This is a genomic window from Nocardioides sp. SYSU D00065 (assembly GCF_017916425.1).
Taxonomy (GTDB): Bacteria; Actinomycetota; Actinomycetes; order Propionibacteriales; family Nocardioidaceae; genus Nocardioides.
In genome coordinates this window covers 320971-328294 of record NZ_JAFMSX010000004.1, presented here as the reverse complement: position 1 = coordinate 328294, position 7324 = coordinate 320971, and the positions used below count along the sequence as shown (strand labels likewise).

The following is a 7324-nucleotide window of genomic DNA, read 5'->3' as shown; positions in this document are numbered from 1 at the left end:
CATACCGAACCCGGAAGTTAAGCCTTTCAGCGCCGATGGTACTGCAACCGAGAGGTTGTGGGAGAGTAGGACGCCGCCGGACATACCTTTGGCAGAGGCCACCAGTGATCTGGTGGCCTCTGCGTCATTTCATGGCAAGAGTGAGTACGGTGGCACCGGGAGCGGGCCAACGCGAAGAAGGAGAGTGCGGCTGTGGCCGAGGACCGTCGAGGACAGCGTCCGTCTCGAGGTGGGTCGAGCTCCGGTCGGGGCGGCTCCGCCGGGGGGCGTGGCGGGTCGCCACGTGGCGGCCAGCGTGGTGATGCGCGAGGCGACTCGCGGGGAGACTCGCGCAGCGGCTCCGGTCGGTCGGCCGGGGACTCTCGCGGCAGGGGGTCGCGTGACGACCAGGCCCGCGGCAAGAGCGGCTCGTCGCGCGGCGGCTACCAGGGCGGCTCGAAGCCTGCCGGCTCGCAGCAGCGCAGCCCCCGCGGTCGCGTCGAGGACAAGGGCCGCACGCCTGACCAGGCGACGTACGACGGCCCAGACCTGCCCGAGCACATCACGGGCGCGGAGCTCGACCGCGGCGTGCGCGCCCAGCTGAAGGGGCTTCCCGAGAAGCTCGCGGCGCGGGTGGCTCGCCACCTGGCCGCCGCCGGCGCGCTCATCGACGAGGACCCGGAGACGGCCTACCAGCACACGCTGGCCGCCCGTGCCCGCGCGTCCCGGCTCGCCGTGGTGCGCGAGGCGACCGGCGAGGCGGCGTACGCTGCCGGCCACTACGCAGAGGCGCTGGCCGAGCTCCGCGCCGCCAAGCGGATGAACGGCGCGACCGACTACCTGCCCATCATGGCGGACTGCCACCGCGCTCTCGGCAACCCCGAGCAGGCCATCAAGCTGGCCAAGAGCCCGTCGGTCGCCAACTTCAGCTCCGAGGCCAAGGCCGAGATGACGCTGGTGGAGGCCGGGGCGCGTCGCGACATGGGGCAGCTCGACGCCGCGCTGCGTACGCTGGAGCTGGCGCCGCTGACGTCGAAAAGCCGGTCCGCCTGGGTCGTCCGCTTGCGCTACGCCTACGCCGACACCCTCGAGGCGGCCGGCCGCGAGTCCGACGCATTGGCCTGGTTCCACCGCACGCACGCGATCGACTCCGAGGAGCTCACCGACGCGGCGGCCCGCGCGGACGCGCTCGAGCGCAAGCAGTCCTGACGACACCTGTCCTTGCCGGGCTCGAACACTGGCGTCGCAGCCCGGCATGGGCCACAATAGGTGTCCTAATCACATAGGTGTCACTCGACTCTCGTTGAGCACGGACGACAGACCGCTGGGGAAGGCGCATCTGGAGCGTCGGAACTCAAGGAGGTCACGGTGACCACACGCATTGCTTCCCGCCCGGACGGTCCGGGGACGAGGGGCATCCTTTACGTGCACTCTGCACCCTCCGCGCTCTGCCCGCACATCGAGTGGGCAGTCGCCGGGGTGCTGGGCTCTGCCGTCTCGCTGGACTGGACGCCCCAGCCTGCCCAGCCGGGGACCTACCGTGCCGAGCTCTCGTGGACCGGCGCCGCGGGCACCGCTGCAGCCGTCGCGTCGGCGCTGCGTGGCTGGAACCACCTGCGCTTCGAGATCACCGAGGAGCCGACCAGCTCCACGGAGGGCACGCGCTTCTCCTGCACGCCCGACCTCGGCATCTTCCACGCCATCACCGGTCCGCACGGGGACATCCTGATCCCGGAGGACCGTCTCAAGGCCGCCGTGGTGAAGGCCGCGCTCGGCGACACGACGCTGCTGCTCGAGATCGACCACCTGCTCGGCAAGCCGTGGGACGACGAGCTCGAGACGTTCCGGCACGCGGGCGAAGGGGCCCCCGTGCGCTGGCTGCACCAGGTCGTCTGAGCGCTCCTGCCGGCGCGGCGGCCACGCCGCGCGACGGCGCGGATCCGGCGCTCGGGACCGCGGGCTCTCACCCGCGCCGGGGGTCAGAGGGGGATGTTGCCGTGTCGGCCGCGGCGTACGCCGGCGGTGTCGATCTCGTGGCGGATCGCCGCGGCGATCGCGCTGCGGGTGCGCGTCGGCTCGACCACCTCGTCGACGACGCCGATCTCGACCGCCTTGTCGACGCCGCCGGCGATGCGCTCGTGCTCGGCCGCCAGCTCCGCCTCGACCTGCGGGCGGATCTCGGGGGAGACCTCCGCCAGCTTGCGGCGGTGCAGGATGCGGATCGCGGCCACCGCCCCCATGACGGCCACCTCGGCGCCGGGCCAGGCGAAGACACGCGTGGCGCCGAGCGAGCGCGCGTTCATGGCGATGTAGGCGCCGCCGTAGGTCTTGCGGGTCACCAGCGTCACCCGCGGCACCAGGCACTCGCCGAACGCGTGCAGCAGCTTGGCGCCGCGCCGTACGACCCCGTCCCACTCCTGGCCGACGCCGGGCAGGTAGCCGGGGACGTCGACGAGGACGACGAGCGGCACCCCGAACGCGTCGCACATGCGCACGAAGCGTGAGGCCTTCTCCGCCGACAGCGAGTCGAGGCAGCCGCCGAGGCGCAGCGGGTTGTTGGCGACGACGCCGACCGTGCGTCCGCCGAAGCGGCCGAGGGCCGTCACGATGTTGGGCGCCCACCGGGCGTGCAGCTCCTGCATCGTGCCTTCGTCGAGCAGGCCGTCGACGAGCGGGTGTACGTCGTAGGCGCGCTTCTTCGACTCCGGCAGCAGCGCTCCGAGGTCGCGGTCGTCGACGGAGTCGACGGCGAGGCTGCCCTGCGCGCCGAGCAGAGAGGCGACGGTGCGTGCCTTGTCGAGGGCCTCGCGCTCGGAGTCGGTGAGGATGTGAACCACGCCGGAGCGTCGGCCGTGCGGCTCGGGGCCGCCCAGGCGCAGCATGTCGACGTCCTCGCCGGTCACCGAGCGCACCACGTCGGGGCCGGTCACGAAGATGCGCCCCTCGGGGCCCAGGATGACCACGTCGGTGAGGGCCGGACCGTAGGCGGCCCCGCCGGCGGCCGGGCCGAGCACCACGGACACCTGCGGGATCACGCCGGACGCCTGGGTCATGACCTGGAAGATGCGCCCCACGGCGTGGAGGGACAGCACGCCCTCGGCCAGGCGCGCGCCACCGGAGTGCCAGAGCCCGATGATCGGGACGCCGTCGGTGATCGCGCGGTGATAGGCGTCCACGACGACCCGGCAGCCCACGTCGCCCATCGCGCCGCCCATCACGGTGGCATCGCTGCAGAAGGCGACCACGGGGGTGCCGTCGACGCGGCCGACGGCCGCCAGCATGCCGGACTCGTCGTCAGGGGTGATCAGCTCGAGGGTGCCCTCATCGAGCAGGGCGGCGAGACGGTGGACCGGGTTGCGGGGGTCCTCCTCACGCGGCGGCTTCACCTTGGCGGCGGCGGCGGCGGTGGTGGTGGCGGCGCTGGGGGCGGCGGTCACGGGTGTTCCTTCCGGGGCAGAGGCGGGTCGAACCGTGGATCAGGCGCTGCCGAAGGCCACCGCGACGTTGGCGCCGCCGAAGCCGAAGGAGTTGTTGAGCGCCACCACGTCGCCCTCGGGCAGGTCGCGCCGCGAGGTCGGGATGTCGAGGTCGACCTCGGGATCCAGGTCGTCGAGGTTGATGGTGGGCGGGCTGACCCGGTCGTGGAGCGCCATCACGGTCGCGACGGCCTCCAGCGCGCCGGCGCCACCGAGCAGGTGTCCGGTCATCGACTTGGTGCTCGTGACGACGCAGCGGTCGACGTGCTCGCCGAGGACGGCGTGGAGCATCAGCCCCTCGGCGATGTCGCCCTTGGGCGTGGAGGTGGCGTGCGCGTTGACGTGCACGACGGTGGCGGGGTCGACGTCGCCCTCACGCAGCGCCATCTGGATGGCGCGGGTGCCGCCACGACCCTCGGGGTCGGGCTGTGCGATGTCGTGGGCGTCGTTGCTGATGCCCGCGCCGCGGACCTCGGCGTAGATCCGCGCGCCGCGGGCGCGCGCGTGCTCCTCGGACTCGAGGACCAGCACGGCGCCGCCCTCGCCGAGGACGAAGCCGTCGCGAGCGCTGTCCCAGGGGCGCGAGACCGTCGTCGGGTCGCGCCCGTCGTCGCCGCTCGCGGTCTTCGACAGCGCCATCATGTTCGCGAAGGCGGCCATGGGCAGCGGGTGGATCGCCGCCTCGGTGCCGCCGGCGAGGACGACGTCGGCGCGACCGAGGCGGATCAGGTCGAGGGCCATCGCGATGGCCTCGTTGCCGGAGGCGCAGGCGGACGTGGGAGCGTGCACCGCGGCGCGGGCGCCGTAGGCGAGGCTGACGTTGGCGGCCGGGGCGTTGGGCATGAGCATTGGCACCGCGAGCGGCGAGACGCGACGAGCACCCTTCTCGAGGAGGGTGTCGTAGTTCGCGAGGAGGGTGGTGACGCCGCCGATGCCGGAGGCCACGGCCACGCCGAGGCGCTCGGGCTCGAGCCCGGATCCCTCGAGACCGGCGTCGGCCCACGCCTGGCCGGCCGCGACCATGGCGAACTGCGTGGACCGGTCGAGGCGGCGTGCCTTGACCCGCTCGAGGACCTCGGAGGGCTCCACGGCCACGCGGCCGCCGATCCTGACCGGCAGCTGGTCGATCCACTCGTCGTCGAGGCGTGCGATGCCGGATGTTCCGGAGAGCAGCGCCTCCCAGGTGGAGGCGACGTCTCCGCCGACGGGGGAGGTGGCGCCGAGGCCGGTGACGACTACGCGGGTCGAGGGCATCAGAGGTTCCGTTTCTCGCTGGGGTGGAGGAGGTCCTGGAGGTCACGGGGGCCGGTCGGGCCGGCCACCCGTGACCGGGTGCCAGGGCGTCAGCCCTGGGCGCGCTCGATGTAGGCCACGGCGTCGCCCACGGTCTTGAGGTTCTTCACCTCGTCGTCGGGGATGGTCACGCCGAACTTCTCCTCGGCGGCCACGACGACCTCGACCATGGAGAGCGAGTCGACGTCGAGGTCGTCCACGAAGGACTTGTCCAGCTGGACGTCGTCGGCGTCCACGCCGGCGACCTCGTTGACGATGTCGGCGAGGTCGGCGCGGATTTCTTCGGTGGTGGCCATGGGCCTTCCCTTCTTGTTGGTGGTGCTTCGGGTGGTCTGGGTGGTGGTCGGCGCGGGCCGGCGGTCGGCGGTCAGGGGACCGTGACGACCTGGGCGGCGTACGCCAGCCCGGCGCCGAAGGCGATGAGCAGCGCGGTGTCGCCGCTGCGGGCGTCGCCCTCCTCGATCATCCGGTCGAGCGCGAGCGGTACCGACGCCGCCGAGGTGTTTCCCTGCTCGGCGACGTCGCGGGCGATGCGGACGTGCTCGGGCAGCTTCATCGAACGAGCCATCGCGTCGATGATGCGCATGTTGGCCTGGTGAGGCACGAACACGTCCAGGTCCGCCGCGGTGACACCGGCGGCGTCCAGCGCCTCGAGGGCCACCTTGGCCATGGTGAAGGACGCCCAGCGGAACACCGGGTTGCCCTGCATCGTCAGGTGCGGCATGACGCCGGAGCCGGGCGAGTCGTCCGACCCCACGACGTCGCGCCAGTCCTCGCGCTGCCGGATGAGGTCGTACTGCTCGCCGTCGGAGCCCCACACCACGGGGCCGATGCCGGGGGTCTGGCTCGGGCCGATCACGACCGCGCCCGCGCCGTCCGCGAAGATGAAGGCGGTGCCGCGGTCCGTCATGTCCGTGATGTCGGAGAGCCGCTCGACGCCGATCACCAACACGTGGCGGGCGCTTCCGCCGCGCACCATGTCCGACCCGAGGGCCACGCCGTGGCAGAACCCGGCGCAGGCCGCCGAGATGTCGAACGCCGCAGCGTGCTCGGTGCCGAGCTCGGTGGCGATCGCCGGGGCGATGGCCGGCGTCTGCAGCAGGTGGCTGACCGTGGCGACCAGGACGCAGTCGATCTGGTCGGGCGTGATCCCGGCGCGCTCGATGGCGATGCGCGAGGAGGCCACGCTCATCATCTGGATGGTCTCCTCGTCGGTGGCGAAGCGACGCTGCTTGATGCCCGAGCGCTGCTGGATCCACTCGTCGCTGGAGTCGATCGCGTCGACGACCTCGGAGTTGGGGACGATGCGCGAGGGACGGTAGGCGCCCACGCCCATGATGCGGCTGTGCGGAGCACCGGCGCCTGCGCCGATCGGCGCCATCAGAAGCCCGCCTCGGGGTGCAGCCGCAGCAGGGGCTGTCCGGGGGAGACGAGGTCGCCGTCCTCGACGAGCCACTCGACCACGGAGCCGCCGTGGGCGGCGGTGATCTCGGTGCGCTGGCGCAGGCTGGCGACCGTGCCGATGGTGGCACCGGGCGCCAGGAGGTGCAGCTGGGCGGCTTCGGGGGAGAGGTGGAAGGTGCCCTTGGCCGGCGAGACGACCATCCGCCAGGTGGGGGTCGTCTCGATCATCGAGGCCTCCCCGTGCTTGTCGCAGAACTCGCGGGCCGCGTCGAGCTGGTCGGGGGTCTTGAGGGCGAAGGTCTCCACCCCCTTGAGGGCGCGCTTGGCGATGCCCGTGAGCGTGCCGGCCGGCGGCATCTCCAGGACGCCCGTGACGCCCAGGTCGCTCATCGTCTCCAGGCAGAGGTCCCAGCGGACGGGGTTGGCGATCTGGCCGACGATGCGGCGCAGCACCTCGCGCCCGTCGTGGACCACCTGGCCGTCGCGGTTGGAGATCACCGGCGTGCGCGGGTCGTGGGTCGAGACCGAGCGCGCCAGCGACGCGAGGCGGTCGACCGCCGGCGCCATGTGGGTGGTGTGGAACGCGCCGGCCACGCTGAGCGGCATCAACCGCGCCCTGGCGGGCGGCTCGGCCGCGAACGCCGCCAGCTGCTCCATGGTGCCGGCCGCGACCACCTGACCGGGACCGTTGTCGTTGGCCGCGGTCAGGCCGTGGTGCTCGATCGCCGCGAGGACCTCCTCGCGGTCGCCGCCCAGGACGGCGGTCATGCCGGTGGCGGTGGTCGCGGCGGCGTCGGCCATCGCCTTGCCGCGCTCGCGGACCAGCACCATGGCCTGCTCGGCCGTGATCGCACGGGCGCCGGCTGCCGCGGTCAGCTCACCGACGCTGTGGCCCGCCACGGCGCCGATCCGTGCGAACGCGTCCGCCGGGTGCGGGAAGAGGTCCAGGGCGGCGATGAGACCTGTGGCGACGAGGAGCGGCTGGGCGATCTTCGTGTCCCGGATCGTCTCGGCGTCAGCCTCGGTGCCGTAGTGGGCGAGGTCGAGGCCGGCGACCGTGGCCAGCCAGTCGAACCGCGCGGCGAAGGTGGGGTCCTCCAGCCAGGGGGAGAGGAAACCGGGAGTCTGGGCCCCTTGACCGGGCGCGACGATGACGAGCACAGGACCACTGT

The 7324-nt window shown here is 72.7% G+C and carries 7 protein-coding genes and 1 rRNA gene; 3 read left to right on the top strand and 5 right to left on the bottom strand.

Annotated features, from left to right (window positions below; translation table 11 throughout):
• The 3 genes from rrf to J3P41_RS17080 all read left to right on the top strand — a co-directional run.
• A 5S ribosomal RNA gene (gene rrf, locus J3P41_RS17090) occupies positions 1-82 on the top strand; the annotation flags it as partial.
• A gap of 485 nt (positions 83-567) precedes the next feature.
• Positions 568-1188: a hypothetical protein gene (locus J3P41_RS17085; RefSeq protein ID WP_307862050.1), complete on the top strand. Its 621-nt coding sequence runs from the start codon at positions 568-570 to the stop codon at positions 1186-1188.
• Positions 1189-1359: 171 nt separating this feature from the next.
• Entirely contained in the window at positions 1360-1875 is a 516-nt protein-coding gene (locus J3P41_RS17080) for a DUF3145 domain-containing protein (protein ID WP_210651771.1), read from the top strand.
• A gap of 83 nt (positions 1876-1958) precedes the next feature.
• Here the strand turns inward: J3P41_RS17080 and J3P41_RS17075 are convergent, their stop codons facing one another.
• From J3P41_RS17075 to J3P41_RS17055, 5 genes are all read right to left on the bottom strand, one after another.
• On the bottom strand, positions 1959-3365 hold the full coding sequence (locus J3P41_RS17075) for a carboxyl transferase domain-containing protein (RefSeq protein WP_210651770.1): 1407 nt from the start codon (positions 3363-3365) through the stop codon (positions 1959-1961).
• Positions 3366-3455: 90 nt separating this feature from the next.
• Complete coding sequence (locus J3P41_RS17070) at positions 3456-4709, bottom strand: beta-ketoacyl synthase (protein WP_210651729.1); 1254 nt, start codon at positions 4707-4709, stop codon at positions 3456-3458.
• Positions 4710-4798: 89 nt separating this feature from the next.
• Complete coding sequence (locus J3P41_RS17065; protein WP_129456799.1) at positions 4799-5044, bottom strand: acyl carrier protein; 246 nt, start codon at positions 5042-5044, stop codon at positions 4799-4801.
• A 71-nt stretch (positions 5045-5115) separates the two neighbouring features.
• The gene (locus J3P41_RS17060; protein ID WP_210651727.1) at positions 5116-6129 is read right to left on the bottom strand and encodes a beta-ketoacyl-ACP synthase III; all 1014 of its coding nucleotides are present in this window, start codon (positions 6127-6129) and stop codon (positions 5116-5118) included.
• On the bottom strand, positions 6129-7313 hold the full coding sequence (locus tag J3P41_RS17055) for an acyltransferase domain-containing protein (RefSeq protein WP_210651725.1): 1185 nt from the start codon (positions 7311-7313) through the stop codon (positions 6129-6131). Before J3P41_RS17055 ends, J3P41_RS17060 begins: the two co-directional genes overlap by 1 nt.
• Positions 7314-7324: the final 11 nt, after the last annotated feature.